29 protein-coding genes and 1 tRNA gene are annotated in these 26,646 nt (G+C 70.4%); 24 read left to right on the top strand and 6 right to left on the bottom strand.

Annotated elements, in window-relative coordinates; translation table 11 throughout:
- The first annotated feature begins 6 nt into the window (after positions 1-6).
- Together ABD289_RS17155 and ABD289_RS17160 are read left to right on the top strand one after the other, a co-directional pair.
- Positions 7-1,029 carry a LacI family DNA-binding transcriptional regulator gene (locus ABD289_RS17155; protein WP_344133306.1) on the top strand — a complete coding sequence of 341 codons (1,023 nt, stop codon included), beginning with the start codon at positions 7-9 and terminating at the stop codon, positions 1,027-1,029.
- 112 nt (positions 1,030-1,141) lie between these two features.
- The gene (locus ABD289_RS17160; protein ID WP_344133667.1) at positions 1,142-2,128 is read left to right on the top strand and encodes an LLM class flavin-dependent oxidoreductase; all 987 of its coding nucleotides are present in this window, start codon (positions 1,142-1,144) and stop codon (positions 2,126-2,128) included.
- A gap of 15 nt (positions 2,129-2,143) precedes the next feature.
- Here ABD289_RS17160 and ABD289_RS17165 read toward each other — a convergent pair whose 3' ends face one another.
- Positions 2,144-2,620: an Lrp/AsnC family transcriptional regulator gene (locus tag ABD289_RS17165; protein ID WP_344133307.1), complete on the bottom strand. Its 477-nt coding sequence runs from the start codon at positions 2,618-2,620 to the stop codon at positions 2,144-2,146.
- Between the two features lie 60 nt (positions 2,621-2,680).
- On the opposite strand from ABD289_RS17165, the gene ABD289_RS17170 reads away from it, so the two are divergent.
- Together ABD289_RS17170 and ABD289_RS17175 are read left to right on the top strand one after the other, a co-directional pair.
- On the top strand, positions 2,681-3,304 hold the full coding sequence (locus ABD289_RS17170; protein ID WP_344133308.1) for a LysE family translocator: 624 nt from the start codon (positions 2,681-2,683) through the stop codon (positions 3,302-3,304).
- A 216-nt stretch (positions 3,305-3,520) separates the two neighbouring features.
- Complete coding sequence (locus ABD289_RS17175; RefSeq protein ID WP_344133309.1) at positions 3,521-4,318, top strand: alpha/beta fold hydrolase; 798 nt, start codon at positions 3,521-3,523, stop codon at positions 4,316-4,318.
- Between the two features lie 92 nt (positions 4,319-4,410).
- Here ABD289_RS17175 and ABD289_RS17180 read toward each other — a convergent pair whose 3' ends face one another.
- Positions 4,411-5,418 (bottom strand): ABC transporter substrate-binding protein, encoded by a 1,008-nt coding sequence (locus ABD289_RS17180; RefSeq protein WP_344133310.1) that lies wholly within the window; start codon positions 5,416-5,418, stop codon positions 4,411-4,413.
- Between the two features lie 59 nt (positions 5,419-5,477).
- On the opposite strand from ABD289_RS17180, the gene ABD289_RS17185 reads away from it, so the two are divergent.
- From ABD289_RS17185 to ABD289_RS17205, 5 genes are all read left to right on the top strand, one after another.
- On the top strand, positions 5,478-6,422 hold the full coding sequence (locus ABD289_RS17185) for a siderophore-interacting protein (RefSeq protein ID WP_344133311.1): 945 nt from the start codon (positions 5,478-5,480) through the stop codon (positions 6,420-6,422).
- An 81-nt stretch (positions 6,423-6,503) separates the two neighbouring features.
- Positions 6,504-7,490 (top strand): sigma-70 family RNA polymerase sigma factor, encoded by a 987-nt coding sequence (locus tag ABD289_RS17190; RefSeq protein WP_344133312.1) that lies wholly within the window; start codon positions 6,504-6,506, stop codon positions 7,488-7,490.
- Positions 7,491-7,513: 23 nt separating this feature from the next.
- Positions 7,514-7,609, top strand: a tRNA-Sec gene (locus ABD289_RS17195).
- A 28-nt stretch (positions 7,610-7,637) separates the two neighbouring features.
- Positions 7,638-8,645 (top strand): selenide, water dikinase SelD, encoded by a 1,008-nt coding sequence (selD, locus tag ABD289_RS17200; protein WP_344133313.1) that lies wholly within the window; start codon positions 7,638-7,640, stop codon positions 8,643-8,645.
- 193 nt (positions 8,646-8,838) lie between these two features.
- Positions 8,839-9,693: a phosphotransferase family protein gene (locus ABD289_RS17205; RefSeq protein WP_344133314.1), complete on the top strand. Its 855-nt coding sequence runs from the start codon at positions 8,839-8,841 to the stop codon at positions 9,691-9,693.
- A 163-nt stretch (positions 9,694-9,856) separates the two neighbouring features.
- On the opposite strand, the gene ABD289_RS17210 is transcribed toward ABD289_RS17205, so the two are convergent.
- Positions 9,857-10,600 (bottom strand): SDR family oxidoreductase, encoded by a 744-nt coding sequence (locus tag ABD289_RS17210; protein WP_344133315.1) that lies wholly within the window; start codon positions 10,598-10,600, stop codon positions 9,857-9,859.
- Between the two features lie 261 nt (positions 10,601-10,861).
- On the opposite strand from ABD289_RS17210, the gene ABD289_RS17215 reads away from it, so the two are divergent.
- Positions 10,862-11,812, top strand: a complete 951-nt coding sequence (locus tag ABD289_RS17215; protein WP_344133316.1) for a DUF3048 domain-containing protein — start codon at positions 10,862-10,864, stop codon at positions 11,810-11,812.
- 5 nt (positions 11,813-11,817) lie between these two features.
- Here the strand turns inward: ABD289_RS17215 and ABD289_RS17220 are convergent, their stop codons facing one another.
- Positions 11,818-13,263, bottom strand: a complete 1,446-nt coding sequence (locus ABD289_RS17220; RefSeq protein ID WP_344133317.1) for an Nramp family divalent metal transporter — start codon at positions 13,261-13,263, stop codon at positions 11,818-11,820.
- A 204-nt stretch (positions 13,264-13,467) separates the two neighbouring features.
- Here ABD289_RS17220 and ABD289_RS17225 point away from each other — a divergent pair, with 204 nt between their 5' ends.
- The 9 genes from ABD289_RS17225 to ABD289_RS17265 all read left to right on the top strand — a co-directional run bounded on the left by ABD289_RS17225 (position 13,468) and on the right by ABD289_RS17265 (position 20,417).
- On the top strand, positions 13,468-13,968 hold the full coding sequence (locus ABD289_RS17225) for an NUDIX domain-containing protein (protein ID WP_344133318.1): 501 nt from the start codon (positions 13,468-13,470) through the stop codon (positions 13,966-13,968).
- A gap of 121 nt (positions 13,969-14,089) precedes the next feature.
- Positions 14,090-14,911 (top strand): CoA transferase subunit A, encoded by an 822-nt coding sequence (locus ABD289_RS17230; protein ID WP_344133319.1) that lies wholly within the window; start codon positions 14,090-14,092, stop codon positions 14,909-14,911.
- Positions 14,908-15,663, top strand: coding sequence for a CoA-transferase subunit beta (locus ABD289_RS17235; protein ID WP_344133320.1), 756 nt, complete (start codon positions 14,908-14,910; stop codon positions 15,661-15,663). The genes ABD289_RS17230 and ABD289_RS17235 overlap by 4 nt, the downstream gene beginning before the upstream one ends.
- Positions 15,664-15,707: 44 nt before the next feature.
- Positions 15,708-16,451 carry a protocatechuate 3,4-dioxygenase subunit beta gene (gene pcaH, locus ABD289_RS17240; RefSeq protein ID WP_344133321.1) on the top strand — a complete coding sequence of 248 codons (744 nt, stop codon included), beginning with the start codon at positions 15,708-15,710 and terminating at the stop codon, positions 16,449-16,451.
- Positions 16,451-17,011 carry a protocatechuate 3,4-dioxygenase subunit alpha gene (pcaG, locus tag ABD289_RS17245; protein ID WP_344133322.1) on the top strand — a complete coding sequence of 187 codons (561 nt, stop codon included), beginning with the start codon at positions 16,451-16,453 and terminating at the stop codon, positions 17,009-17,011. Before pcaH ends, pcaG begins: the two co-directional genes overlap by 1 nt.
- 135 nt (positions 17,012-17,146) lie before the next feature.
- Positions 17,147-18,472 (top strand): 3-carboxy-cis,cis-muconate cycloisomerase, encoded by a 1,326-nt coding sequence (gene pcaB, locus ABD289_RS17250; protein WP_344133323.1) that lies wholly within the window; start codon positions 17,147-17,149, stop codon positions 18,470-18,472.
- Positions 18,469-19,230: a 3-oxoadipate enol-lactonase gene (gene pcaD / locus ABD289_RS17255; RefSeq protein ID WP_344133324.1), complete on the top strand. Its 762-nt coding sequence runs from the start codon at positions 18,469-18,471 to the stop codon at positions 19,228-19,230. The genes pcaB and pcaD overlap by 4 nt, the downstream gene beginning before the upstream one ends.
- Complete coding sequence (gene pcaC / locus ABD289_RS17260; RefSeq protein ID WP_344133326.1) at positions 19,227-19,607, top strand: 4-carboxymuconolactone decarboxylase; 381 nt, start codon at positions 19,227-19,229, stop codon at positions 19,605-19,607. The genes pcaD and pcaC overlap by 4 nt, the downstream gene beginning before the upstream one ends.
- A 9-nt stretch (positions 19,608-19,616) precedes the next feature.
- Complete coding sequence (locus ABD289_RS17265; protein WP_344133329.1) at positions 19,617-20,417, top strand: IclR family transcriptional regulator; 801 nt, start codon at positions 19,617-19,619, stop codon at positions 20,415-20,417.
- Positions 20,418-20,484: 67 nt separating this feature from the next.
- Here the strand turns inward: ABD289_RS17265 and ABD289_RS17270 are convergent, their stop codons facing one another.
- Entirely contained in the window at positions 20,485-21,237 is a 753-nt protein-coding gene (locus ABD289_RS17270) for a FadR/GntR family transcriptional regulator (protein WP_344133331.1), read from the bottom strand.
- A gap of 149 nt (positions 21,238-21,386) precedes the next feature.
- On the opposite strand from ABD289_RS17270, the gene ABD289_RS17275 reads away from it, so the two are divergent.
- The 5 genes from ABD289_RS17275 (at position 21,387) to ABD289_RS17295 (ending at position 26,109) form a co-directional block, all read left to right on the top strand.
- Positions 21,387-22,121, top strand: coding sequence for a (Fe-S)-binding protein (locus ABD289_RS17275; RefSeq protein ID WP_344133333.1), 735 nt, complete (start codon positions 21,387-21,389; stop codon positions 22,119-22,121).
- A 17-nt stretch (positions 22,122-22,138) separates the two neighbouring features.
- Complete coding sequence (locus ABD289_RS17280; RefSeq protein WP_425564716.1) at positions 22,139-23,560, top strand: LutB/LldF family L-lactate oxidation iron-sulfur protein; 1,422 nt, start codon at positions 22,139-22,141, stop codon at positions 23,558-23,560.
- Complete coding sequence (locus tag ABD289_RS17285) at positions 23,557-24,186, top strand: LutC/YkgG family protein (RefSeq protein ID WP_344133337.1); 630 nt, start codon at positions 23,557-23,559, stop codon at positions 24,184-24,186. The genes ABD289_RS17280 and ABD289_RS17285 overlap by 4 nt, the downstream gene beginning before the upstream one ends.
- A gap of 246 nt (positions 24,187-24,432) precedes the next feature.
- Positions 24,433-25,599, top strand: coding sequence for an acyl-CoA dehydrogenase family protein (locus tag ABD289_RS17290; RefSeq protein WP_344133340.1), 1,167 nt, complete (start codon positions 24,433-24,435; stop codon positions 25,597-25,599).
- A 297-nt stretch (positions 25,600-25,896) separates the two neighbouring features.
- Positions 25,897-26,109, top strand: a complete 213-nt coding sequence (locus ABD289_RS17295) for a hypothetical protein (RefSeq protein WP_344133343.1) — start codon at positions 25,897-25,899, stop codon at positions 26,107-26,109.
- Positions 26,110-26,215: 106 nt separating this feature from the next.
- Here the strand turns inward: ABD289_RS17295 and ABD289_RS25360 are convergent, their stop codons facing one another.
- The gene (locus ABD289_RS25360) at positions 26,216-26,581 is read right to left on the bottom strand and encodes a zinc ribbon domain-containing protein (protein ID WP_425564707.1); all 366 of its coding nucleotides are present in this window, start codon (positions 26,579-26,581) and stop codon (positions 26,216-26,218) included.
- Between the last annotated feature and the right edge of the window lie 65 nt (positions 26,582-26,646).

Below are 26,646 nucleotides of genomic sequence, written 5' to 3' on the forward strand. Positions count from 1 at the left end.
GGCACGTTGACCGAGGCGAAGAAGAACCGAGTGACCATCAGCGACATCGCTCAGGAAGCCGGTGTCTCGGTGCCGACCGTCTCGAAGGTCCTCAACGGACGCCCGGAAGTCGCCGCCCACACCAGGGACCGCGTCGAGAAGCTCATCTCGCGCTACAACTACTCGCGCCGCACCAGCCACGGCTCCGAGCGCGCGGGCTTGATCGACCTGGTGTTCCACACGCTGGACAACGAGTGGGTGCTGGAAATAGTGCGCGGCGTGGAGAGCGTCACGCACGACGCGGGCGTCGGCATGGTCGTCTCAGCCGTGCACGACGGCCGCAAGACCGAGCGGGCGTGGCTGGACAACCTCACCTCGCGCCGTTCGGACGGCATCATCCTCGCGGTCACCGAGCTCGGTCCCCGGCACGCGGAGCAACTGCACGGTCTGGGCGTCCCGGTGATGATCATCGACTCGCTCGGCCAGCCCGACCCGAGGGTGGCCTCGGTGGGCGCGACCAACTGGAGCGGTGCCCGCACGGCGGTGGAGCACCTCGTCGACAACGGTCACGAGCGCATCGGCTTCATCGGTGGTCCCCCGCAGCTGCAGTGCAGCACCGCGCGGCTCGACGGCTACCGCTCGGCGCTGATGGCCGCGGGCATCGCGGTGGAGGACGAGCTCGTCACCGACGGCGATTTCACCCACGACCGGGGACGCGAGGCCGCCGGCGAGCTGCTCGACCTGCCCGCGGCACCGACGGCGATCTTCGCCGCCAACGACCAGCAGGCCCTCGGCGCATACCGGGTCTGCGAACAGCGCGGCCTGCGCATCCCGGACGACATCAGCATCGTCGGCTTCGACAACCTCCCGATGGCCGAATGGATCTCGCCAGGGCTGACCACCATCGATCAGCCGGTCGCGACGATGGCCGCGGAGGCCGCGCGGATGGTGCTGCGGCACTCCGAGACCGGACGCTTCGAGACCAACCGGGTCGAGCTCGCCACCGAGCTGGTCGTGCGCGGCAGCACCGGCCCCGCCCCGAAGCGCTGAGCGGCCCACGTCACTTCTCGAGCGGAAATAAGCCGTCCGGGACGCGCGTTGGTCCCGGTTGGTGGGGCGCGGTGCCCCGGTTTCGTGGCGTTCTGGAAAGGCTGTGTCTGTGGTGTCTGTCGCTCTGTCCGTCCTGGATCTTGCCCACATCGGCGACGGAGAGACCGCCGCGGACAGCTTCGCCAACAGCGTCAAGCTCGCGCAGCACGCCGAGCGGTGGGGCTACGAGCGGATCTGGTACGCCGAGCACCACAACATGCCGACGATCGCCTCCTCGGCCACGAGCGTGCTGATCGGCCACGTCGCCGCGCAGACCACCTCGATCCGGCTCGGCGCGGGCGGCATCATGCTGCCCAACCACGCGCCGCTGACCATCGCCGAGCAGTTCGGCACGCTGGAGACGCTGTTCCCGGGGCGCATCGATCTCGGGCTCGGCCGGGCGCCGGGCAGCGATCAGCGCACCCTGCGCGCGCTCCGCCGGGAGCCGACCTCTGCGGACTCGTTCCCGCAGGACGTGCTCGAGCTGCAGGGCTACCTGGCGGGCGAGACCCGGATCTCCGGGGTCAACGCGACTCCGGGGTACGGCACGAACGTCCCGCTGTTCATCCTGGGCTCGTCGATGTTCGGCGCGCAGCTGGCCGCCCTGCTGGGCCTGCCGTACGCATTCGCCTCGCACTTCGCGCCGGATGCTCTGGAAGCCGCGGTGGCGACCTACCGCAAGGAGTTCAAGCCCTCCGAGCAGCTCGCCGAGCCGTACGTCATCGCGGGCGTGAACGTGATCGCCGCGGACACCACCGAGTACGCCCAGCGGCAGGCGCTCGAGGCCAAGCGCTACCGCGCGGGCCGCATCATCGCGCAGGGCAAGAACCTCACCACCGAGCAGATCGACGCCCTGCTCGAGTCCCCCGCGGGCGCCCAGGTCAACAACATGACCAAGTACACCGCCGTGGGCACGCCCGCCGAGGTCGACGAGTACCTCGACGGCTTCGCCAAGCAGGCGCAGGCCGACGAGCTCATGGTCGTCTCCTCGGCCACCGACCGCACCGCGTGGCTGCGCAGCCTCGAGCTGCTGGCTGACGTGCGCGATCTGAACGGCTGACCGCCTCGGGGCGGCTCAGTCCCCGGGCGGCAGCAGCGGTCCGCCCTCCCAGCGCTGGAACACCAGGTTGGTGTGCACCAGGGCCACCTCGTCGCGCGCGGTGAGCTCGTCGAGCACCAGCCGCTGGAGTTCCTGCGCGTTCGCCGCGGCGACGTGCACCAGGAAGTCATCGGGGCCGGTGAGGTGGTACAGCTCGCGGGTCTCCGGCTGCGCGAGGACGTGCTCGACGAACGGCTCGACCAGCGGCCGCCGATGCGGCTGCACGCGGACGTAGAGCAACGCCTCCAGCGGGCGCCCCAGCTTCGCCGGTTCCACCTTGAGCCCGTAACCGAGGATCACGCCGGCCTCGCGCAGCCGGTTCATCCGGTCCAGGCAGGTCGAGGCGGCGATGCCGACCGTCTCGGCCAGCGCCTTGTTGGACATCCGGGCGTTGTTCTGCAGCGCGGTCAGCATCCGCAGGTCGACCGGATCCAGTTCGATCGATCCAGGCATTCGGCGAACGATAACCGAGGACCGACCGGCGCGGGCGGAATTTCGCGCACGCTCCGGTGCATGATCGACCAAGTTCCGCTGTTCATCGGGACCACGCTGCTGGTGCTGGCCATCCCAGGGCCCGACTTCGTGGTCGTCACCCGCAACACCCTGTCCGGGACGCGCCGCCGCGGGTATCTGACGGTGCTCGGCATCTGCGGTGGGCTCACGTTCCTCACGGTGCTCACCGCCGCCGGGGTGGCCGCGCTGATCACCTCGCACCCGGCGATGCTCGGCGCGCTGCGCCTCACCGGCGGTGGCTATCTGGTGCTGCTGGCAGGCGCGATGGCCGTGGCGGCGTGGCGCCGCACGCGCTTCGAGAACGCCGATTCGCAGCCGGGCCGGTTCGCCGGTTCCCCGCTGCGGCAGGGATTCCTCAGCAACGTGCTCAATCCGAAGGCGCTGGTGTTCTACCTGACCTTCATGCCCCAGTTCGTCACGCCCGGCACCTCCGTGCTCGGGCAGACCCTGCTGATGGGGACGCTGGTGGTGCTGTGCGCGGCCGCGTGGTGGACCGCCTACGTCAGCGCCATCGGCGTGCTCGCCCCTGCACTGCGCCGCACCCGGGTGCGCACGGCGATCGACGCGGTAGCGGCCACCGCCCTCGGCGGGCTCGGCGTCTCGACGTTGTTCGGCGGCCCTTGATCACGGGAGCGCGCCTCGAACCGGTCCGGGCGGCGGGAACGGGCTGAACCGGCCGGGATCCGGCGCGCGAGCGACCCGCGCTCGCACCGATGACTTCCCGGACGGACCCGCCGACCCGATCCGGTCGCGGGGGGGGAACGCGCGAGTGGCTGGACGATCGGGATCCGGAACCAGAGAATCAGGCGCACCATCGTCGAGGCTGGGAGTTGATCGAGCGTGCCTACCGCTGAGCTGGGTGATATCCGCGTGCAGTACCGGGTCGCAGGTTCCGGACCCGCCGTGGTGTTCGTGCACGGCCTCGCGGAGGACCATCGCAGCTGGCGGGCCCTGCAGGACGAGTTCACCGGCTTCACGACCTACGCCGTGGACCTGCGCGGACACGGCGGCACCACTGCGGGCCGCCCGGACGGCAGTCTCGCGCAGTTGCGCGACGACCTGCTGGCGTTCCTGGCGGAGGTCGCCGGACCCGCCGCCTGCGTCGGGTTCTCGCTCGGCGGCACGATCGTGCTGGCCGCGGCCGCGCAGCGACCGGATCTGGTGCGCGGCGTGGTGCCGATCGGCACGTCGTCGGTCGTGGGCCGGGCCGCAGTGGACTTCTTCGAGGAGCGGGCGCAGCAGGTGCACGAGGGCGAGACCGAGTCCGCGGCCGAGACGCTGCGCGCCGACACCGCCGGGATGGTGACCGCTCCGGGCGTCGACGTGGAGGCGCTGGTGGCCTATCGCCTCGAGTGCATCGGTGACGGGACCGGGTACGCCAACGCGGCGATGGCGATGGCCGGGCTGCGCGAGGAACCGCTGAGCCCGCTGCTGCCGAAGGTGATCTCGCCGGCGGTGGTCGTGGGCGGCAGCAAGGACGCGTTCTGCCCCCGCAAGGCCGCCGAGATCCTGTTGGACGGACTGCCCGAGGCCAGCTACCGGGAGGTTCCCGGCGCGGGCCACCTGATGCGCGCCGACGCCCCGGATGCCTTCGGCGAGGCCGTGCGCGAGGCGTTGACCGACGTCGGCGTGCGGTGATCTCCCGGCGTTCGAATCCGCGCTCGCGGCAACCGTTCCGGCCCGGATCCGCCGGTGCGCGCACCGGGCGTCGGCGCGCGCACCGGCGCGGCTCAGGCCAGCTGGGCTTGCAGCTGGTCGGCGAGCTTGTTCATGATCCGCGCGTAGCTGGCGTAGCTCAGCGGTGCCACGGCGTCCCATTCGACGAACTTGCCGGCGGAGGCTGCCGCGGTCGCCGCGAACACCGGGTTCTGCTTCATCTGCTCCGGGCGCATCGACGCCGCGCGGGCGTCCCACAGCATGATGTCGGCCGGGTACGCGTCGGCCTTCTCCCACGAGAGCCGCTCGAAGTAGCCTCCGGTGGACTCGTCGGGGTTGTCCGGCGTGATGATGGGCAGTCCGAGTTCGCGCACGTAGTAGTCCAGATCGGGGTTTCGCCCCGGGACGACCGCGAAGAACTCCTGCTTGGTGCCGCCGACGCCGAGGATCGTCCTGCCCTCGGAGCGCATCCGCTCGCCGATCCCGCGCAACCGGTCGGCGGCCGCCTCGAAGGCCCGCCGATCGGCGCGCACGCGTTCGGAGTCGACGTCGCCGCCCAGGGCGCGAGCCAGTCGCTCGTACTTCTCGATCGCCTGGGGCAACGCGAGACCGGACTGCTGCACGCCGACGGTCGGGGCGATCTCGGCGACCTTGCTCTCCTGCTCCTGCACCAGGTGCCACAGACCCTCGTACTCCGCGTACTTGCCGCTGACCACCAGATCCGGGTGCAGAGATGCCAGGCGTTCCAGGTTGACCTGGCCGTAGCCGGACCCGGTGACATCGGTGACCTCGGCCGGGTCCAGCCCGGCGGCCTCGGGTTCGACGGATCCGTCGTCACGGACCAGCGGGCCGAAGGTTCCCGCCACGTCCACGCCGAAGTCCTCGAGCGCAGCGGCCGCGGACACCTGCGCGACGATCCGCTGCGGCTGCTCCGGCCGGGTTACCGTCTTCCCGCGATCGTCCGTGTAGGACCACGCCGCGCCGGATTCAGCCGGTCGCTCTGCGGACCCGCAGGCGCTCAGCGCGCTGACCGCGGCTAACGAGACGACGGCCACCGCGGCGGACCTGAAAGTGTGACGCAAGCCTACCTCCCCTTTGTCATAAGGCTAGGCTAACCTAGCATCGGATCGGGAGGTTCTGAATGGCAGTGGCACAAACCGGGCCAATCGCCCGGCAGCGTACGGAGCCGCGCGCGCAGCGGCCGGTGTTCCGGCTCTTCCCCGTCACCGTGGTGCGGGTGCGACGACTCGGTCCGAGCTTCGTCCGGATCACCTTGGCGGACGAGTGCCTGCGCGGCTTCGGCAACGGCGGCGACGACCAGCGGATCAAGATCGTGCTGCCCAAGCCCGGACGCACCCTCGCGGACTTCCCGGACAGCCCGGACTGGTACCAGCAATGGCAGCAGCTCCCCGAGGAGACCCGGCCCGACCTGCGCACCTACACCGTGCGCGCGTTCCGTCCCGACGAAGCCGAGCTCGACGTCGACTTCGTGCTGCACGGCATCGAGCACGGCCACAGCGGTCCCGCCTCCGGCTGGGCCGCCCACGCCCAACCCGGTGACCGGATCGGCGTGATCGGGCCGGACGCGGACACCGGCAACTGCCGGTCGGGATGCGAGTGGGCACCTCCCGCTCGAGCGAAACGACTGGTGCTGGCCGGGGACGAGACGGCCGTGCCCGCGGTCGCGGCCATCGTCGAGTCGCTGCCGGCGGACTCGCGCGGCGTGGTGTGCCTGGAGGTCCCCGAGCGGGACGACCGGCAGGAGTGGGCGGCACCCGCCGGGGTCGAGGTGCGCTGGTTCGCGCGCTGCGGCGCCACCCCGCACGGCAAGCTGCTCGAGGAGGGCGTGGCAGAAGCGCTGCTGGAGCTGCCCGCGCTGTCCACCGAACCGGAAGTCGAACCCGACGACCTCGGCGAGGACGACATCGTATGGGAGATTCCCGAGCGCTCCAGCGGCTCCGTCTACGGCTGGCTCGCGGGCGAGGCCTCCGTGATCAAGCGGCTGCGGCGGTTGCTGGTCAACGAGCACGGATTTCCCAAGCAAGCGGTGGCGTTCATGGGCTACTGGCGCGAAGGTCGGTCCTGACTCGACTCCGTCTCTTCTGTCAGAGAGCTGGGCTACTGTCATCGGAGTCGGGTCACACCATCCGAGCCGAGGAGAGCGCCCATGGCGACACCGACCGCCCCATCGACCACCGATGAGTTCAGCGCGCAGGCCGATCCCTACCGCCGAGAACTGCTGGCGCACTGCTACCGGATGCTCGGCTCGCTGCACGAGGCGGAAGACCTCGTGCAGGAGACCTACCTGCGCGCCTGGCGCGCCTACGAGAAGTTCGAGGGCCGCAGTTCGCTGCGCACCTGGCTGCACAAGATCGCCACGACCACCTGCCTGACCGCGCTGGAGAACCGCAACCGGCGGCCGCTGCCCAGCGGCCTGGGAGCGCCCGCCGACGACGTGCCCGAGGAGAAGATCCTCGAGTCGGCCGAGGTCCCCTGGCTGGAACCGTTCCCGGACTCGCTGCTGCCCGAGTCGGTCAGCGACCCGGCCACCATCGTCGGGCAGCGCGAGAGCACCCGGCTGGCCTTCATCGCCGCGCTGCAGTACCTGCCCGCGCGGCAGCGGGCCGTGCTGCTGCTGCGCGACGTCCTCAAGTGGCGCGCCACCGAGGTCGCCGAGGCGCTCGAGATCAGCACGGCCGCGGTCAACAGCGTGCTGCAGCGCGCCCGAGCCCAGCTCGAGCGAGCGGCCCCCTCGCAGGAGGATCGACCGCCCGAGCTGACCGCCGAGCAGGAGAGGTTGCTGGAGCGCTACGTGGCGGCCTTCGAGTCCAAGAACGTCCCGGCCATCGTCGAGCTGTTCACCGCCGAGGCGAGCTGGGAGATGCCGCCATTTCGGCTGTGGGTCGTCGGTGGCGAGCGGATCGCGCAGCTGCGGACCCGCCAGTGCCCGGCGGGCGCGGACGGTTTGCGGCTGCGGCCGACCCGGGCCAACGGCCGGCCCGCCTTCGGGATGTACCTGCGCGATGCCGACGGGGTGTTCCGCTCCTTCCAGCTCAACGTCCTCGAGCTGGACGGCAATCTGGTGCGACGGGTGGTCGCGTTCTTCGACGTCGACTTCACCAAGTTCGGCCTGCCGGTGATCTGCCCGGAGTGACTGCGAGCGCTACAGTCGGCGACGGAGACGTCAGGGTGCCTGGTGGCCCCCACGGCCTTCAAAGCCGATGGCGCCGAGCAACTCGGCGCGGCGGGTTCGATTCCCGTCCGTCTCCGCCAAAGCTCCCCCACCGCAACGGGATGGCCGATGACCAGCCTGGACACGCCGCGCCTGACCCAGTACGCGCACGGCGGCGGTTGCGCCTGCAAGATCCCACCGGGAGAGCTCGAAGGCGTGCTCGCCGGGCTGCAACCGGACATGACCCGACCGCACGCCGAGCTGCTGGTCGGGCACGACACCGGCGATGACGCCGCCGTCGTGCGGACCGCAGACGGCACCGGGCTGATCGCCACCACCGACTTCTTCACCCCGGTCGTCGACGACCCGCACGATTGGGGCCGAATCGCCGCGGCCAACGCGCTGTCCGACGTCTACGCCATGGGCGGAACGCCCGCGCTGGCGGTGAACCTGCTCGGCTGGCCCCGCGAGGTGCTGCCCCTCGAACTGGCCGCCGAGGTGCTGCGCGGCGGCGCCGAGGTCGCCGCCGACGCGGGCTGCCACGTCGGCGGCGGGCACAGCGTGGACGACCCCGAGCCCAAGTACGGGCTCGCGGTCACCGGCGTGGTCGATCCGGAACGCTTGCTGCGCAACGACACCGCGACCCCGGGCGTCCCGCTGTCGTTGACCAAACCGCTGGGCATCGGAGTGCTCAACACCCGGCACAAGCGGACCGGCGAACGCTTCCCGCAGGCGATCGCGACGATGACCGAGCTCAACCGGGACGCCGCGCAGGCCGCGCTCCGCGCCGGGGCGACCTGCGCGACCGACGTGACCGGTTTCGGACTGCTCGGCCACCTGTTCAAGATGATGCGCTCCTCCGGCACGGCCGCCGAGGTCGACACCGCCGCGGTCCCCTACCTGGAGGGCGCGCGGGAAGCGGTGCGGGACGGGTACGTCAGCGGCGGCACCCGCCGCAACCTCGATTGGGTCGAACCCCACCTGGATGCCGACGACGTTAGCGAGGACGACCGCCTGCTGCTCGCCGACGCGCAGACCTCCGGCGGTCTGCTGGTCGCCGGGCACGTGCCGGGCGCACCGGTGATCGGCCGGGTCGTACCCGTCCGCCCGGACGAGGCGACCATCGCGCTCCGCTAATGCCCCGGGCCCGCCGCTCGCTGACGGCGATGATGGTGAACATGGCCTCCGCACCGGGACGGCCCGGCAGCGTGGCGCTGCTGGTAGGGGCCGGGGTCGAAGGCCTGGGCTTCCTCCCTCGACCCGCGTCTGCGCAGGATGAGCCGCTCGCCAGGAGATGTCGCGTTGCCCGCGGCTGCGAAAGGATCCGCCGATGAGCAGGCCGCCCGAGCTCTCCGCGCTCGATCTCGGAGGCACAGTCGTCGATTCGGTGTTGCGGACCAGTGCGAAATCGGTCCTGGCCACGGGACATCACGGCAACCAGCGGGTGATCATCAAGACCGCGCGGGGCACCGCGGACTTCTGGACCGCGAAGCTCGCCCACGAGGCCAGGCTCTACCAGGCGTTTTCCGAGAGCCCACCGCCAGTGCGGGTACCGCGGCCGGTGCACACCGACGCCCACCGGGTTCTGGTGATCGAACACGTGCTGGGCGCGGTGGTCGACACCGAGCGGTATCCCGAACAACCGCTCGACGAGGCGACCGTGGACAGCGTGCTGTCCGCTGTCACCGGGTTCGCCCACTGGACGCCGCCACCAGGTGTGCTGCAACCGATGTTCGACCTACCCGGCCGCGTGGAGCGCTACCACCACCAAGGATGGTTCGCCGCCGCTGACCGCGACGCGCTGCACGGGCTGCTGCGGCAGCTACCAGCACCGGCCACCCCAGCGCACGGCGACCCGCTGCCGACCAACCTGCTGCTCGACGAGACCGGCATCGTGCTGCTGGATTTCGAGTTCACCGGGCTGTTCCTCCCGGGATTCGATCTGGCGATGCTGCACACCCTGCTGGCCGCCACCCCAGGTGCGCAGCAGCGCATCGAACAGCTGGTCGCCGAGCAGGGAATCCGGACGGCGTTCGCGGTCAACAAGGCCATGGTGTTGGCCCGCGAACTGCGGCTGCACACCGAACTTCCTCCGGGCGAGCTCCGCGAGAAGCGCCTGGAAATCCTGCGCCCGGAATGGGAACGCGCCCGGCAGCGCCTGCACGCTCGCCTGCCGCGCACCTGACCCCACGTACCAGACGACCTGGGACCTGGTTGAAAATGCGCGAGCAGACCCGTTCCTCCACTGGCTCGCCGACGAGTTCGGCTCGACACCTGCGAAAGCGCGTCTGGCCGGGTCGGCTCGGGAATGCCGCGGCATCGCCGGGTCGATCCGTCCCCAACGGTTCTCAGCCGCGGCCGATGTAGGGCATCGCGGTCGCGGTGATCGTCAGGAACTGAACGTTGGCCGACAGCGGTAGCTCGGCCATGTAGACCACCGCGTCAGCGACGTGCGCCGGGTCGAAGGTCGGTTCCGGGCTCGTCGTGCCGTCGGCCTGGACCGCCCCGGTGGCGATGCCCGCGGTCATTTCCGTGGCGGCGTTGCCGATGTCGATCTGGCCGCAGGCGACGTCGTGCGCCCGGCCGTCCAGGGAGATCGACTTGGTCAGTCCCGTGATCGCGTGCTTGGTCGCGGTGTAGGCGACGCTGCGCGGGCGCGGGCTGTGCGCGGCGATCGAGCCGTTGTTGATGATCCGGCCCCCGCGCGGGTCCTGCTCCTTCATCGCGTTGAACGCGTGCTGGGCGCACAGGAAGGAACCGGTCAGGTTCGCCTGAACCACCGCGTTCCAGTCCGCGGCCGGGAGTTCGCCCACGTCACCGGAGGGGCCGAAGGTGCCCGCGTTGTTGACCAGCAGATCGACCCTGCCGAACTGCTCGCGCACCTGGTCGAACAGCGCGGCCACGGAAGCTTCGTCGGTGACGTCGGTGGGAATCACGCGGGCGGCCGGAATCTCCCCGGCGACCTCGCGCAGCGGTTCCGCGCGGCGCCCGGCCAGCGCGACCCGGTGCTGCCGCCCGAGCAGCGCCTGCGCGATCGCCCTGCCCACTCCGGAACCCGCACCCGTCACAACCGCCACCGGCATGTCAGCCATCGAAACCTCCCGCCCACGTGAATGCACCACGACAGGTTATCGCCGACTCAGAAGCCCCAGCCGCCACCGAAGCCCCAGCGCCATGCATCGGGGGACATCGAGCACTCTCACCTCCCCGGTTCACCGCGGTCGCTCTCGGCGGAGCCGACACCATCACACGGGCGCGGCTTGGCGATACCGCCTCCCGGAGGGACGCTAGCGATCGAAGTGCGGATTCTCCAGTCCTGCGTAGTCTCGAACCGCGGGAGGGAGTTGTCCGCGATGCGCCGTTTGCGTGCGCTGTTCGCAGCGCTGATGGTCCTCGTGGTGTTCGGGGCGACCGGCTGCGGCCTGTTCTCCTCTGCGCCGCAGAGCGGCGATCCGGCCACCCCGCCACCTGGCAGCGGACCGAGCGCCCCGAACGGAGCGCCAGTGCTGGCCGTCAAGATCGACAACGTCGCGGAGGGTCGGCCACCTGTCGGCCTGGCCGCGGCCGAGATGGTCTTCGCCGAGCCGGTCGAGGGTGGTTTCAGCCGCCTCCTGGCGATCTTCGGGCAGCACAAGCCACCGCTGATCGGCCCGGTGCGCAGCGCCCGCGAGACCGATGCCGAGATCCTTCCGCAGTTCGGCCGCCCGGTGCTGGCCTACTCCGGTGTCGCACCGGAGATCCGGCAGACCATCGACGCGGCACCGATCATCGACGGCTCCGACGGGGCGGTGCCGCAGGCGTACTCGCGCGATTCCACGCGGCCGGTACCGCACAACCTCCTCGTGGATCCGGCGAAGCTGCCCGCCGGCGAGCCCTGGCCCGCGGCCGCCCGCCCGCTGATCGGCGATCTTCCCGAGGGCGGTGCGCCCACCGAGAACTACGAGGTGCGCTATCCGTCGGCCCGGATCGGGTTCTTCTACAACCACGAGCGCGGGCTCTGGAACGTCTCGATGGATGGCGACCCGTACGCCACCCTGCACACCGGCCGCGTCGGCGCTTCCACGGTGATCATCCAGAAGGTCGGAGTGCACGACTCGGTGGTGCGCGATGCCGCGGGCAACCCCTCGCCGGTGGCCGAGACCGTCGGCGAGGGATCGGTGCTGATGCTCCGCGACGGCCAGAGCTTCGAGGGGCGCTGGTCGCGCCCCACTCCGTCCGACCCGACCCGCTACACGGATCCGGCCGGTGCGCCGCTTCCCGCGGCGCCCGGCCAGATCTGGGTAGTGCTGACGGAAGGGGAATGACTCGCTCAGAACTGGTCGACGAGCAGCGCGATCGAGAAGTAGCCGTAGAAGGCGACCGCCACGAGCATCATCACCAGGCGCCAGCCGCCCAGCCGGATGGATTTGGGCAGGAACTTGCGGTTGGTGACGATGAGCATCATCGAGTACAGGAACATCACCACGCCGCCTGCCGACGAGGAGATCAGGATCAGCGCTAGCGGTTCCTCGGCACCGGAGAGCAGGATGCCCGAACCGGCGACGATCATCAGCCAGATCACCGCGAAGTAGATGCGGCTCTCGGTGACCTTCGTGCTCGTGCGGAAGAAGGTCACCTTCACCGAGTCCGCGGCCAGCCTGCTGACCCAGTCCATGATGCCCAGCTGAGTCGAGAACAGCGCAGTCGCACCGGCGCACCAGAACGCGAGCTGGAACGCCCGGCCGAAGCGCTCGCCGAACACCTCGCCCTCGACGCGGATGAACGCGAAGTCGTCATCGGGCAGGTTCATGCCGAAAACGGTGGCGTAGGCCAGCACCGACATGATCGCCAAGGTGGTCACGCCGAGCACGAAGAAGGTGCCGAACTGCTCGGCGTTGGCGACCCGCCACCAGCCCTTCCAGCGACGCCGGTTCTCCTCGTTGTCCAGGAACATGTGGCCGGTGCCCGCCACGGCCTCGTCCTGCCCGGTGAACGGCGAGGTCACCCGGGGCATGTGCGCGCCCATGCCCATCTGCTTGTCCCGCGCCCAGTTGCTCTGCACCAGGTTGTTGCCGCCGCCCGCGCCGGCGAAGGCGATCGCGCCCAGCAGCGCGGCCACGCCGCCGACCGCCGACATCGGGGGCAGCTGCCCGGTGTGCGAGAAGCTGGCACCGAAGGCGGCCCAGTCGGACAACCCGGTTCCCACGAACAGCGCTACGACGAGGAATACCGAAATCCCGCCGACCAGTACCATCTCGACGCGTTCCACGGTCTTGTAGACCACTTTGGACAGCGTGAGCGCGCACCCGATCGCGACCATGGCCACGATCGCGATGGGCACCGGTGACCCGCCCCCCGCGACGTAGGTGACGATGTTGGCCGCACCGGTCGCCCAGCCCGGCCACATGTTGGGGATGACGGCGATGACGGTGATCAGCATGCCCAGCGGCGCCCAGATGCGGGTGAAGCCGGTGACCGCGGTTTCACCGGTGGCGAGCGTGTACCGCTCGATTTCCATGTTGAGGATGTACTGCATGAAGAAGCCCAGCACCGCGGCCCACATCAGGACCAGGCCGACCTGGCTGGTGATGTAGGGCCAGAGCACGAACTCACCGGAACCGATCGCCGTGGCGGTGAGGATGATGCTGGCGCCGAAGATCTGCTTGAACCCGCGCGGTTCGGGCAGGTCGCGGTACTTGGCGGCGGGGAGGAACCTGCTGGGCAGCTCGTGCGCGACAGCCCCGTCGCGTGGTGTGTCGTGATCCTGGATGGCCACGTTGCCTCCTAGGGCGCGATTACGGCCGATCAGGTGTACCAAGGCGAACGAGACAAGTGAACCAACTCACACATCTGAATCCATCCCGGATGTCCGAAATGGGGATTGCGCGCGGTGGGGGGCCAGCGCGGCGAAGGCGGATTTCGAGGCAAGACTCGGGTAAAGTGATCGTTTCTTGCCGCTTGCACGAAGGGACCCGCTCCGATGCCCAAGTTCTCCTGGCACACCGACGCCGTTCCGGCGGGACTGGCGGTGCGGCAGGTTTACGGGTTCCTGTTCGTGCCGGACGGTCGGCTGCTGATCCGGGTGGACGGAAGCAAGCACACCCTGCCGGGAGGCCGCCCCGAACCGGGCGAGATCGCATACGCCGACATCCTGCGGCGGGAGTCGATGGAGGAGGTCACCGTCGACATCCACGAGCCGCACTACCTCGGCTACCAGTGCGTCGACGACGGCATCTCGCCGTACGCGCAGGTCCGGATGGCGGCGGTGATCAGTCGCGTGCACCCCGGCGCGCCGGACCCGGACAGCGGGCGCACCTATCGACGGCTGCTCGTGCACCCCAGCAAGGCGGGCGACCTGCTGGCGTGGGGCGAGACCGGATATCTGCAGGCCACCGCCGCGGCCGAGGCCGCCGTCGAGGTGCTCGGCCTGCCCTCCGACAGCCTCCCGCCGAGCGGCGACCTCCCCATCGGCACCGCGTAGGAAGACCTCCCACCAGCACAAATCATCCCGGCTCAAGCTTGACCCGGGATGACCGCTGCCCTAATGTTCTGTTCGCACAAAGCACATCTGTTCACTATGCGAACACCGGGGAGTGGTCTGGTTGGCACGGATCCTGCGTCTGGACGAAGCCGTGGCCGAGCTGGTGCACGACGGGGACACCGTCGCCCTGGAGGGTTTCACCCACCTGATCCCGGTCGCGGCTGGCCACGAGATCATCCGGCAGCGCCGCAAGGACCTCACCCTGGTGCGCATGACCCCGGACATCGTCTACGACCAGATGATCGGCGCCGGTTGCGCGCGCAAGCTGATCTTCTCCTGGGGCGGCAATCCCGGAGTGGGATCGCTGCACCGCTTCCGGGACGCGATCCAGAACTCGTGGCCGGTTCCGCTGGAGATCGAGGAGCACAGCCACGCCGGGATGGCCAACCGCTACGCGGCGGGCGCCTCCGGGCTGCCGTTCGCCGTGCTGCGCGGCTACACCGGCACGGACCTGCCCGGCCAGACCGACAACATCAAGCCCATCGAGTGCCCGTTCACCGGTGAGCGCCTCACCGCCGTGCCCGCGGTGAACCCGGACGTCGGCATCATCCACGCCCAGCGCGCCGACCGCGCCGGCAACGTGCAGATGTGGGGCATCACGGGCGTGCAGAAGGAGACCGTGCTCGCCTCGGCGCGCTCGCTGGTCACCGTCGAGGAGGTCGTCGACGAACTGCCCCCGGTCGCCGGTGGTGTCGTGCTGCCGCAGTGGGCCGTCACCGCCGTCGCCCAGGTGCCCCGCGGTGCGCACCCGTCGTACGCGCAGGACTACTACGAGCGGGACAACGACTACTACCAGCGATGGGACCCGATCGCGCGGGAGCGCGACACGTTCGAGCAGTGGCTCAACGACGAGGTCTACGCGGTCGAGGGGAGCCTTCGATGAGTCAGGAGTTCACCGCCGACGAGATGATGACCGTCGCGGCCGCCCGGTCGCTCAACGACGGCGCGAAGTGCTTCGTGGGCATCGGACTGCCCAGCACGGCGGCCAACCTCGCGCGCCGCACCCACGCACCGGACCTGTCGCTGATCTACGAGTCCGGCACGCTCGGCGCCAAACCGGATCGGCTGCCGCTGTCCATCGGCGACGGCGTGCTGTCCGAGACGGCGGATTCGGTCATCAGCGTGCCCGAGATCTTCAACTACTGGTTGCAGCCCGGTCGCATCGACATCGGCTTCCTCGGCGGCGCGCAGGTCGACCGGTTCGGCAACATCAACACCACCGTGATCGGCGGCGACTACACCAACCCGAAGGTGCGGCTGCCCGGCGCGGGTGGTGCGCCCGAGATCGCCGCGTCGTGCCGCGAGGTGCTGATCGTGATGCGGATGAGCCCGCGCAGCTTCGTCGACAAGCTGGACTTCATCACCTCGGTCGGCTACGGCGCGGGCAAGGGCGACCGCGAGCGGCTCGGACTGCGCGGCCGCGGCCCGGTCAAGGTGATCACCGATCTCGGCGTGCTGCGCCCGGATCCGGAGACCTGCGAGCTGACCTTGACCACGCTCAGCCCCGGGGCCACGGTCGAACAAGCCTGGGATTCGGTGGGCTGGGGGCTCAAGGTCGCCGACGAGCTCGACGACCAGGCTCCGCCGACCGACGAGGAGCTGCGCGTGCTGCGCGAACTCAAGGCCGCCACCTGATTCTTCCGGCAGGTTCCCGAGACACCGGTGCACAAGGAGCTGCTATGACGATCAACGAGACGCGCTCCGGGCTGATGCTGCCCGAGTTCGCGCGCGACGAGGCGTCCCACCCGCCCCTGGACTCCCCCGCCTATCACTCCTCCGCGCTGCGTCACCCCAAGCAGCCGCTGCAATACCTGCCGCACTACCTGACCGAGGTCACCGGGCCGCTGCTGGGCCAGGACCGGTGCGGCGAGCACGACCACGATCTGACCGCGCAGCACGACGACGAGCCGCTGGGCGAACGCATCATCGTCAGCGGCAAGGTGCTGGACTCCAACGGCAAACCGGTGCCGAACACCCTCGTGGAGGTGTGGCAAGCCAACGCGGCGGGCCGCTACCTGCACCACGGAGACCGGCATCCGGCACCGCTGGACCCGAACTTCTCCGGCACCGGCCGGTGCATGACCGATGCCGAGGGAAACTACCGGTTCGTGACCATCAAGCCCGGCGCCTACCCGTGGAAGAACCACGACAACGCCTGGCGTCCGGCGCACATCCACTTCTCGCTGTTCGGGCAGTCGTTCACGCAGCGGCTGATCACCCAGATGTACTTCCCCGGCGACCCGCTGTTCTACCAGGACCCGATCTTCAACTCGGTGCGCGACGAAGCCGCGCGGGAGCGGATGATCTGCGACTTCGATCTGGAGAGCACGGTGCCGGAGTGGGCGCTGAGCTACAAGTGGGACATCGTGCTGCGCGGCCCGCAGGCCACCGTGTTCGAGGACGACGAGGAGGACGACGACTGATGGGCACTCCCGCCACCACCCCGTCGCAGACGGTCGGTCCGTTCTTCGCGCTGCCGAACGGCATGCTGTGGGAGGACGGTGCGCAGGTCGTCGGCGCGGACCGCGAAGGCTCGTTCCTGCTGCGCGGCCGGCTCACCGACGGAAACGGCGACCCGGTCCCGGACGGGGTGATCGAGATCTGGCAGGCCGACGAGCAGGGCCGCTTCGACCACCCGCAGGACCCGCGCCCGGACTCCTCCGGGTGGCAGGGCTTCGGCCGCTGCCCCACCGACGCCGACGGCCGCTTCTGGTTCCGCACCGTCAAGCCGGGTCCGCTGCCGACCCCTTCCGGCGAGTCCGAGGCCCCGCACATCAACGTCACGGTCCTCGCCCGCGGGATGCTCAACCGGGTGGTCACCAGGATCTACTTCCCGGACGAGCCGGCCAACGCCACCGACCCGATCCTGACCCGCGTCCCCGAGGATCGCCGCTCCACTCTCACCGCGGTCCCCGACGACGAGGGCCTCCGCTTCGACATCCACCTCCAAGGCCCCACCGAAACAGTCTTCTTCGAGGTCTAATGGCACCGGAATTCACTGGAATTCGGGGTCTCGTTTTCGAGGGTTTTCAGGTGGTTCGGCTTATCGGGTGAGTCGGCGGTCGGCGTGTTGAGGTTGTGCTTCACTGCAGTCGCCGGTTCGGTGCTAGGAGGTTGAGTGTTCGGGTCGATGTTCAGCACCCCGCAGGCGACGGCGCGCACCGGACCGGACGGATGGTTGCAGGCGATGCTGGACTTCGAGGCCGCCCTGGCGCGGGCCGAGGCCGACGCCGGTGTCGTGCCACGGGAAGCCGCCGACGACATCGCCGCGCGTTGCCGCGCCGAGCTCTTCGACGCCGAGTCCATCGCCGAGCGCGCGGCGCGCTCGGCCACGCCCGTGATCGCGCTCGTCAGCGACCTGGGCGAGCTGGTGGACCCGGCGAGCAGGCCGTTCGTGCACCGGGGCGCGACCAGCCAGGACACCATCGACACGGCCGCGATGCTGATCAGCCGCGAGGTCCTCGACCTCGTGCTCGCCGATCTGCGGGCGGCGGCCGGGGAATGCGCGCGACTGGCCCGCCAGCACCGCACGACGGTGCTCATCGCGCGCTCGTTGCTCCAGCAGGCCGCGCCGACGACCTTCGGATTGCGCTGCGCGGGATGGCTGACCTCGCTGGACGAGTCGATCGCCGCGCTGGAGCGGATTCGGCGGGAGCGGCTCGCCGTCCAGTTCGGCGGCGCCGCGGGCACGCTCGCCCCGCTGAGCGAGAAAGGCCCGCGCGTGCTGACCGCGCTGGCCGACCGGCTCGGGCTGCCCGAGCCGGTCCTGCCCTGGCACACCGACCGCACCCGCATCGCCGAGCTGGCCGGCGCGCTGGGATCCGCCGCGGGTGCGCTGGGCAAGATCGCGCTGGACGTGCAGCTGCACGCCCAGACCGAGATCGGCGAGCTGACCGAAGGCGAGCCGGGCGGTTCGTCGGCGATGCCGCACAAGCAGAACCCGGTGTCCTCGGTGCTGATCAGCGCGGCGACCGACCGGGTTCCCGGGCTGGTGAGCACCCTGCTCGCGGCGATGCCGCAGCCCTACGAACGGGCCGCGGGCGCCTGGCAGTCCGAGTGGGAACCGCTCGGCGAACTGCTGCGCCTGATCTCGGCCGCCTCCGCGCAGGCTCGCGGCATGCTGGCCGATCTGCGCGTGCACCCCGACAGGATGACCGCCAACCTCGAGCTGACCGGCGGCCTGGTGCTGGCCGAGAACGCCGCCGGAAAGCTCATGGACGAGCTGGGACGCGCCGGCGCTCAGCGACTCGTCGCCGAGATGTGCGAGCGCGCGGTGCGGAACGGCACCGCGTTGCGCGCGGAACTGCTGGCCGAACCGAGGGTCCGAGCCGTGCTGTCCGCCGACGAGGTGCACGCGGCCACCGACCCCGGCGACTACCTCGGCTCGGCCGGGGACTTCCTGGACCGAGCCCTGGCCGCACACGCTGAACAGGAGGATCGTTGAAGGTCGACTACGAGCTCACCGGCCCCGCCGACGCACCCGTGGTGGTGCTGTCCAACTCGCTGGGCAACGACCGGACGTTGTGGGACGCCCAGGTTCCCGCGCTCGCCGAGCGGTTCCGCGTGCTGCGCTACGACCAGCGCGGCCACGGCGCCACCGAGCCCGCGCCGGGCCCCTACGGCCTGGCCGATCTCGGCGGCGACGTCGTCGAGCTGCTGGACCGCTTGGACATCGACCGGGCCCACTTCGCCGGGGTGTCGCTGGGCGGCATGACCGGCATGTGGCTGGCGGAGAACGCGCCGGAGCGCATCGAGCGCCTCGTGCCGATCTGCACCTCGGCCAACCTCACCCCGCCGCAGGCCTGGCGCGAGCGTGCCGCGGCGGTGCGCGAGCACGGCACGGCGTCGATGTTCGAGGCCACCCTGCCGCGCTGGTTCACCCCCGCGCTGGCCGATGATCCGGGTGTGCGCGCGAAGTACAGCGACATGCTGGCCGCCACCGACGATGAGAGCTACGCGGCCTGCTGCGAGGCGATCGCCACCATGGACATCCTCGACCGGCTCCCGGAGATCACCGCTCCCACCCTGGTCATCGCCGGAGCCGAGGACTCGGCCACTCCCCCGCCGCACGCCGAGCAGATCGCCGCCTCCGTTCCCGGCGCCGAGGTCGAGGTGATCGCCGAGGCCGCGCACCTGGCCAACGCCGAACAGCCCGAAGCGGTCAACCGGTTGCTGCTCGAGCACTTCGGCGGTGCGCGATGAGCTACGACGAAGGGATGCGGGTGCGCCGCGAGGTCCTCGGCGACGCCCACGTCGATCGCGCCAACGCCAAGAAGACCCCGTTCACCGAGGGGTTCCAGGACTTCATCACCCGCTACGCGTGGGGCGAGGTCTGGTCCGGTGACGGAGTCGATCGGCAGACGCGCAGCATGCTGACCCTGGCGCTGCTGGCCGCGACCGGCTGCGAGGACGAGTTCGCGATGCACGTGCGGGCGGCGCTCCGCAACGAGGTGCCGCCGGAGGCCATCCGCGAGGTGCTGATGCACGTGGCCGTCTACGCGGGGGTGCCGAAAGCGAACACGGCGTTCGGCATCGCCAATACCATCATCGCGGAGGAGCAGACCGACCGAACCGAATGAGGGGGACACGTGGAGCCCGATTCCGACACCGGAGCCGGCTACGTGCAGTCGCTGGCGCGCGGGCTGACGGTGATCCGCGCCTTCGACGAGTCGCGCCCGGAGATGACGCTGTCCGAGGTCGCCCGCTCCACGAACCTCTCCCGAGCCGCGGCGCGGCGGTTCCTGCACACCCTGGTGCAGCTGGGCTACGTCTGGACCGACGGCCGCGTTTTCGCCCTCACGCCCCGGGTGCTGGAGCTGGGGTTCGCCTACCTCTCCAGCGTGTCGCTGCCCGAGATCGCCCAGCCCTACCTCGAGCAGCTGGTCTCCGAAGTGCACGAGTCGGCGTCGGTCTCGGTGCTGGACGGCAGCGACATCGTCTACGTCGCCCGCGTGCCCACCTCGCGGATCATGACGGTCTCGATCAACATCGGCACGCGCTTCCCGGCCTACGCCACGTCGATGGGACGGGTGCTGCTGGCCGATCTGCCCGCCGGGAAGCTGCGGTCCTACCTCGACGAGGCCGAGCTCGCCCCGCTCGGTCCGCGCACCATCACCGACCGCGCCGAACTCGTCGCCGAGCTGGAGCGCATCCGGGAACAGGGCTGGGCGCTGGTCGATCAGGAGCTCGAGGCCGGCCTGCGGTCCATCTCGGTGCCCATCCGGGACCGCTACGGCCGGGTGGTCGCCGCGGCGAACATCTCCTCGCACGCCAGCCGCACCAGCTCGCAGGACGCGCAGCAGAACCTGTTGCCGCCGCTGCTGGAAACGGCCGCCAAGATCGCATCGGACCTGGCGGTCTCCCCGCAGTCGAGGGCCGTGGTGCGCTGACCGCGCCCGCTCGCCCGGCAGCTATCCGGGAGCGGCCTCGTCCAGCGGCGCGCGCTGCGAACGGATCCTAGAGCTCGTCGGCCCAGCCGTGCCGGTAGAACGACCGGATGTGCGCCTCGGTGCACGACTCGGCCCCGTCGGCATCCCCGTCGAGCAGGGCCCGGTAGATGCTGCGGTGGTCGGCGCGCAGGTCGTCGGCGATCGCGAACCAGTCGTCCCCCAGCCGGTCGAAGACCTCCAGCAGGGGTTTGCGCATCGACTCGCGGATCGCGATGGTCATGTCCGCGACCAGTCGGTTGCCCCCGGCCTCGGCGATGCGGACGTGGAACTCGGTGTCCAGGTCGTTGAAGCGCTGCCGATCGCAGTCGGGGTCGTCCATGGCGTCGAGCAGCTCGCCCAGCCGCTCCAGGTCCTCGGCCCGGGCGCGAGCGGCCGCCCGGCGCGCGCTCTCGCGCTCCAGCATGATGCGCGCGCGGACCACGTCGGCGACCGGGAAGTTCGCCAGCGCGACGTGCAGGCGCAACAGCCGCGTCAGCGCCGGGCTGGGCAACGCGGCGACCGTGGTGCCCGAGTCCGGCCCGGTGCCCACGCCCATGCGCAGCACGCCCTGGGCCTCCAGGGCGCGGAACGCCTCGCGCACCGCGGCTCGGCTGACGTCGAGCATCTTGGCCAGATCGCGCTCGGCCGGCAGCCGGTCACCGACCCTGAGGCCGCCGGTCAAGATCTGCTCCTCCACGCGGTCGATGACCAGCTCGTAGGTGCGGGCGCGCGCAACGGGGCGCCACGACGTGCTGTCCTCGTCCGAGTCGAACTCGACCAATCGGCTCCCCTTTACACGCGCGTACGGCACTGCCTAGGGTAAGGCCTGCCTTTGGTCAGACCATAGAATGGTCCTCCAGCCGAGTGGCGGGCGCACCGGGATGCGCGAGGATCAGGCTGACCCGGACGGAAAGGACCGGTGATGCGGCCATGAGGGTTGCGCTGTTCGCGACCTGCCTGGGCGACACGATGTTCCCGGAGGCGCCGAAGGCCACCCTGCGGGTGCTGGAAAGACTGGGCTGCCAGGTGGAGTTCCCGATGCGGCAGACCTGCTGCGGGCAGATGCACACCAACACCGGCTACCGGCGGGAGGCGAAGTCCTCGGTCCGGACCTTCGTCGACGCCTTCGCCGACTACGACGCCGTCGTGGCCCCCTCGGGCTCCTGCGTGGCCTCCGTGCGCCACCAGCACGCCCAGGTCGCCGACGGCGACGAGCGGCTCTCCCGCGCGGTCGCGCGCACCGCGCCGAAGGTCCACGAGCTCTCCGAGTTCCTCGTCGACGTGCTCGGGGTCGAGGACACCGGGGCGTACTTCCCGCACCGCGTGACCTACCACCCGACCTGCCACTCCTCGCGGCTGCTGCGCGTCGGAGACCGGCCGTTGCGGCTGCTGCGCAACGTGCGCTCGCTGGATCTCGTGGAGCTGCCCGCCGCGGACCAGTGCTGCGGTTTCGGCGGGACGTTCGCGCTGAAGAACGCGGACGTGTCGGTGGCGATGGGCGCCGACAAGGCGCGGCACGTGCGCGAGACCGATGCCGAGGTGCTGTGCGCGGGCGACAACTCCTGCCTGATGCACATCGGCGGGCTGCTCTCCCGCCAGCGGTCCGGGGTCCGAGTGCTGCACCTGGCCGAAATCCTGGCGAGCGCGGAAGGAGACGACCAGTGAGCACCACGCACCTGGGCATGCCCGATTTTCCCACCGCGGCCCGGCACGAGCTCGCCGATTCGCAGCTGCGGCACAACCTGGCGAACGCGACCGCCACGATCCGGCGCAAGCGCGGCGAGGTCGTCGAGGAGCTCGACGACTGGGCGCAGCTGCGCGAGGCGGGCGCTGCGCTGAAGGCGCACACGCTGTCCAATCTGGACACCTATCTCGAGCGGTTCGAGGCCGCGGTGACCGAAGCTGGCGGGACGGTGCACTGGGCGCGCGACGCCGCCGAGGCCAACCGGATCGTGACCGACCTGGTCCGCGCGACCGAGGAGCGCGAGGTCGTCAAGGTCAAGTCGATGGCCACCCAGGAGATCGAGCTCAACGAAGCCCTGGCCGAAGCGGGCATCGACGCCTGGGAGACCGACCTCGCCGAACTGATCGTCCAGCTCGGCGACGACGCGCCGAGCCACATCCTGGTTCCGGCGATCCACCGCAACCGGGCGGAGATCCGCGAGATCTTCCGGCGCGAGATGGGCAAGGTCGGCGCACCGGCCCCCGAGGACCTCACCGACGAACCCGCGAAGCTCGCCGAGGCCGCGCGGCAGCACCTCCGGGAGAAGTTCCTGCGATCCAAGGTGGCGATCTCCGGAGCGAACTTCGCGGTCGCCGATAGCGGAACGCTGGTGGTCGTCGAGTCCGAGGGCAACGGGCGGATGTGCCTGACCCTGCCGGAGACGCTGATCAGCGTCGTGGGCATCGAGAAGGTCGTGCCCAGCTGGCAGGACCTGGAGGTGTTCCTGCAGCTGCTGCCGCGTTCGAGCACCGGCGAGCGGATGAACCCCTACACCTCCACCTGGACGGGGGTCACCGCGGGCGACGGCCCGCAGGACTTCCACGTGGTGCTGCTGGACAACGGTCGCACCAACGCGCTCGCCGACGAGGTCGGACGGCAAGCGCTGCGCTGCATCCGCTGCTCGGCTTGCCTGAACGTGTGCCCGGTGTACGAGCGCACCGGCGGCCACGCCTACGGCTCGGTGTACCCGGGACCGATCGGCGCGGTGCTGAACCCGCAGCTGCACGGGACCGAGTCCGACATGGACAAGTCGTTGCCGTACGCGTCCTCGCTGTGCGGGGCGTGCTACGACGTGTGCCCGGTCGCCATCGACATCCCGGACCTGCTGGTGCACCTGCGAACCCGGGTCGTCGAGGAGCACGAGCGCAAGACACCGCTGGATGTGCTGATGAAGATGGCCTCCTGGGTGCTCGGCGATGCGAAACGCTTGACCGCAGCGCAGAAGATGGCGTCGTGGAGCCGGAAGGTGCTCGGCCGCAGCGGAACCATCGGGAGACTTCCCGCCCCGCTGTCGCGGTGGACCGATGCGCGCGACGCGCCCGCACCTGCGCAGGAATCCTTCCGCGCCTGGTGGCAACGCACCCGAGGAGGCGACCGATGAGCGACGCCCGAGAGGCCGTGCTGGGCCGGGTTCGCGCCGCCCTGCACAGCACCGAACGCAGCTCGCTGCACGACGTCCCGCGCGACTACCGCACCGAGCGTCCGGCCGAGGACCTGGTGGAGCTCTTCCGCGAGCACGTCACCGACTACCAGGCGAGCGTGCAGCGGGTCAGCGCCGACGCGATCCCGTCGGAGATCGCCGACGCGGCGCGCAGCGCGGGAGCCGCCAAGGTCCTGATCCCGGACGGGGCACCACAGGTGTGGTGCGACCGGGTGCGGCAGGACTTCGAGCTCGTCGCCGCCGACGCGGGCACCGCCGAGTTGGAGCAGGTCGACGCGGTGATCACCACGGCTGCGGTGGGCATCGCCTCGACCGGCACCATCGTGCTCGACCACGGGCCGGGCCAGGGACGTCGCGCCGCCACGCTGGTCCCGGACGTGCACGTGTGCGTGGTCGCCGAGCACCAGGTGGTCGACGACGTGCCCGCGGCGCTGTCGCGCCTGGACCCGGTGCGACCGATGACCTTCATCAGCGGCCCGTCCGCGACCAGCGACATCGAGCTCAACCGGGTCGAGGGCGTGCACGGCCCTCGCACCCTGCACGTACTGGTCGTTCCGGACGTTTAGGAGATGTGTTTCAGTTTGTGGTGTGCGTGGCAGCGCGGGTGGCCGAACTTCGGACACCGTCGGGCTGCGGGATCCGCGACTTGAGCAGTGACCTGCGCGGGTTCTCGGACGTCCTCGGGCGAGGGTGTCCGAGAACCCGCGGTGGTGCGAGCTGAGTCCCACACCGCATGCGGCTGCCACCGCACACCGAAAGGACCCCGCTCAGGGGTCGCTCACCGAGCCAGGCGCACGAGGAGGAGCCGCGACATGGTGGCGGAAACCGAGCCCGCGGACGAGTTCATCGCCGCCGCCCGCGATCTGCGCGCGCTGCTGGCGGGCGAGCGCGACGAAGGCGAGCGGGAGCGCAGGCTCACCGACGCGGCGCTGCGGGCGATGCGGGACGCGGGGCTGTTCCGGGCGTGGGTGCCGCACCGGTTCGGCGGCGCCGAGCACGACCTCGCGACCATGATGGCCGCGACCGCCGAGGTCACCCGCGGTGATCCTTCGGCTGGATGGCTGGCGCTGATCCTGGGCAGCGGGGACTGGCTGACCGGGCTGTTCCCGGACGCCGCGCAGGAGGAGGTCTTCGCAGGCGGCGCGGAAACCCGGATCTGCCAGGTGCTCACTCCCAAGGCCGAGGCCGCCCAGGTCGAGGGCGGCTGGCGGGTCAGCGGCCGGTGGGCGCCGGCCTCGGGCTGCTTGCACTCGCAGTGGGCGATGCTCGGCGTGACGTTGCCCGACGACGCCGCGTTCGTGCTGGTGCCGATGGAGGAGCTCGCGGTGCACGACACGTGGTTCACCCTCGGGATGCGGGCCACCGGCAGCAACCTGCTGACCGGAGTGGACCTGTTCGTGCCCGAGCACCGCGTGCTGCGCCGGGAACCCGCGCTGCGCGGGGCGTTCCCGCGCGAGCGCAACGACTCCCCGCGCTATCGGACGGCGCTGGTACCGACCCTGATCACGTTCCTGATCGCGCCGATGCTGGCGATGGCCGAGCAAGCCCTCGAGCACGTCGTCGCGCGCTCCTCCGAACGCGGAATTCCGTTCACCACCTACCAGGAGCAGCGCAACTCCACCGCGTTCCAGCTCGCGGTGGCCGATGCCGCCACGAAGATCGATGTCGCCCGGCTGATCGCCAGGGACAACACCGCGGTGCTGGACGAGCACGCGCACGCGGGCACCCAGCCGGACACCTTGGAACGCGCGCGATTACGCAGGAACGCGGCGCACGCGGTGCAGCAGTGCCGCCAGTCCGTCGACGTGCTGGTATCCGCAGTCGGAGCCAGCGCCACCGCCGAGGCCGATCCCCTGGAGTCGCTGCTGCGCGACATCCAGACCGCCAGCAGGCACGCCATCGCACAACCGGACGCCAACGCCGAGCTCTGGGCCCGGCAACTGCTGGGGATCGAGCCCAACATCAGCCCGATGATCTAGGGAGATGCTTCAGGTTGGGGCTTGCGTGGCGGTGCGGTTGGCGGAACCTCGGACGCCGCCGGGCTGCGGGATCCGCGACTCGAGCAGCGAAGCAGCCGCCGCGTTCCGGAACAGCAACCGGCCGGAATCACCTCCGTCGAACCGCTCGACACGTGCTAGGTTCACGTCGCATCCCGCCGAATCGCCGCGGCATCGTCCGTGGCCACACGATCAAGTGACTACGGGAACCGCACCCGCCCGGCCTCGGTCTCAGCGGTGTCGTTGTCCAGAGGCGTTCGGTCGAAGGAAGGGGTCGCCGTGCCAGACATCCGAGTCCGGCTCCGTGGCGGACCGCAGGACGGTCACGAGGTCACCGTGTCCGCCGACTCATCCGGGAAGCCCGTCCCGCGCATCTCGCTGACGGCACGGGTCCCGAACCCGGAGGCCGTGCCACCGCAACTCATCTACGAACGAGCGAGCCGGAATCGGGAAGGCACCTGGGAGTTCCGCTACGTCGGAGCCGAGACGTAAACAACTCGGACCCAAAGGACCGAGCTTTTAGGCGGCTCAGTCCGTAAGTCCGGGCTTGCACTCCCGTCTCACTGCTGGCTGCGGTGAGACGGGTCGCATCGCCCGCTTATGCGGGTTGGGGCATGTTTACGAATACCCACGCCGAGCGTGCACGGTCGCGCACGTTGACCCCGGCGACGACGTCAGCGGGTCCAGCGAGACCGCACCGACGACAACAAAATTGGTCGCGAGCGGGACGGTTGGCCCGCTCGGTGTTGCCGCAACGCGGGCAGCGTTGCGACGTGTAGGCCGCGTCCACCTGCACAGCCGGTACACCGGCACGCTGCGCCTTGTAGGTGATGAACGTCCCGAGCTGGTGGAACGGCCAAGAGGATCGTGTGGCCCGCTGGTCGCGTCGAACCGTGACCCGCTCGCGGATGCCGCCGAGTTCTTCCAGGGCGATCCCGCGTTCGGTGCGTTGGGCGACGGCCACAACATCCTTGGCCGACCGCAGCGTCAAGCGTCCGCCGCGAACGCGGCTCGCTCATCGCACTCCCG

Source organism: Saccharopolyspora halophila (assembly GCF_039531955.1).
Lineage (GTDB): Bacteria > Actinomycetota > Actinomycetes > Mycobacteriales > Pseudonocardiaceae > Saccharopolyspora > Saccharopolyspora halophila.

Coding starts and splice junctions, on each gene's coding strand:
- ABD289_RS17280 (WP_425564716.1), top strand. CDS start 22,139: ATGCCCGATTTTCCCACCGCGGCCCGGCACGAGCTCGCCGATTCGCAG.
- ABD289_RS17290 (WP_344133340.1), top strand. CDS start 24,433: ATGGTGGCGGAAACCGAGCCCGCGGACGAGTTCATCGCCGCCGCCCGC.
- ABD289_RS17225 (WP_344133318.1), top strand. CDS start 13,468: ATGCCCAAGTTCTCCTGGCACACCGACGCCGTTCCGGCGGGACTGGCG.
- ABD289_RS17190 (WP_344133312.1), top strand. CDS start 6,504: ATGGCGACACCGACCGCCCCATCGACCACCGATGAGTTCAGCGCGCAG.
- ABD289_RS17170 (WP_344133308.1), top strand. CDS start 2,681: ATGATCGACCAAGTTCCGCTGTTCATCGGGACCACGCTGCTGGTGCTG.
- ABD289_RS17165 (WP_344133307.1), bottom strand. CDS start 2,620: ATGCCTGGATCGATCGAACTGGATCCGGTCGACCTGCGGATGCTGACC.
- ABD289_RS17275 (WP_344133333.1), top strand. CDS start 21,387: ATGAGGGTTGCGCTGTTCGCGACCTGCCTGGGCGACACGATGTTCCCG.
- ABD289_RS17185 (WP_344133311.1), top strand. CDS start 5,478: ATGGCAGTGGCACAAACCGGGCCAATCGCCCGGCAGCGTACGGAGCCG.
- ABD289_RS17215 (WP_344133316.1), top strand. CDS start 10,862: ATGCGCCGTTTGCGTGCGCTGTTCGCAGCGCTGATGGTCCTCGTGGTG.
- ABD289_RS17235 (WP_344133320.1), top strand. CDS start 14,908: ATGAGTCAGGAGTTCACCGCCGACGAGATGATGACCGTCGCGGCCGCC.
- ABD289_RS17285 (WP_344133337.1), top strand. CDS start 23,557: ATGAGCGACGCCCGAGAGGCCGTGCTGGGCCGGGTTCGCGCCGCCCTG.
- pcaC (WP_344133326.1), top strand. CDS start 19,227: ATGAGCTACGACGAAGGGATGCGGGTGCGCCGCGAGGTCCTCGGCGAC.
- ABD289_RS17210 (WP_344133315.1), bottom strand. CDS start 10,600: ATGGCTGACATGCCGGTGGCGGTTGTGACGGGTGCGGGTTCCGGAGTG.
- pcaH (WP_344133321.1), top strand. CDS start 15,708: ATGACGATCAACGAGACGCGCTCCGGGCTGATGCTGCCCGAGTTCGCG.
- pcaG (WP_344133322.1), top strand. CDS start 16,451: ATGGGCACTCCCGCCACCACCCCGTCGCAGACGGTCGGTCCGTTCTTC.
- selD (WP_344133313.1), top strand. CDS start 7,638: ATGACCAGCCTGGACACGCCGCGCCTGACCCAGTACGCGCACGGCGGC.
- ABD289_RS17205 (WP_344133314.1), top strand. CDS start 8,839: ATGAGCAGGCCGCCCGAGCTCTCCGCGCTCGATCTCGGAGGCACAGTC.